The organism is Pantoea sp. Acro-807 (genome assembly GCF_011752675.1).
GTDB lineage: Bacteria > Pseudomonadota > Gammaproteobacteria > Enterobacterales > Enterobacteriaceae > Pantoea > Pantoea eucrina.
Window position 1 is genome coordinate 1 of sequence record NZ_VWXE01000024.1, and the last position, 248, is coordinate 248.

1 rRNA gene is annotated in these 248 nt (G+C 57.7%); it reads right to left on the minus strand.

Annotation, left to right across the window (positions count from 1 at the left end):
• Positions 1–248: ribosomal RNA gene (locus F3J39_RS18710) — 16S ribosomal RNA — on the minus strand; the annotation flags it as partial.

Consider the following 248-nt stretch of genomic DNA (forward strand, 5'->3'; position numbering starts at 1 on the left):
AGTCTGGACCGTGTCTCAGTTCCAGTGTGGCTGGTCATCCTCTCAGACCAGCTAGGGATCGTCGCCTAGGTGAGCCGTTACCCCACCTACTAGCTAATCCCATCTGGGCACATCCGGTGGCGTGAGGTCCGAAGATCCCCCACTTTGGTCCGAAGACGTTATGCGGTATTAGCTACCGTTTCCAGTAGTTATCCCCCTCCACCGGGCAGTTTCCCAGACATTACTCACCCGTCCGCCACTCGTCACCC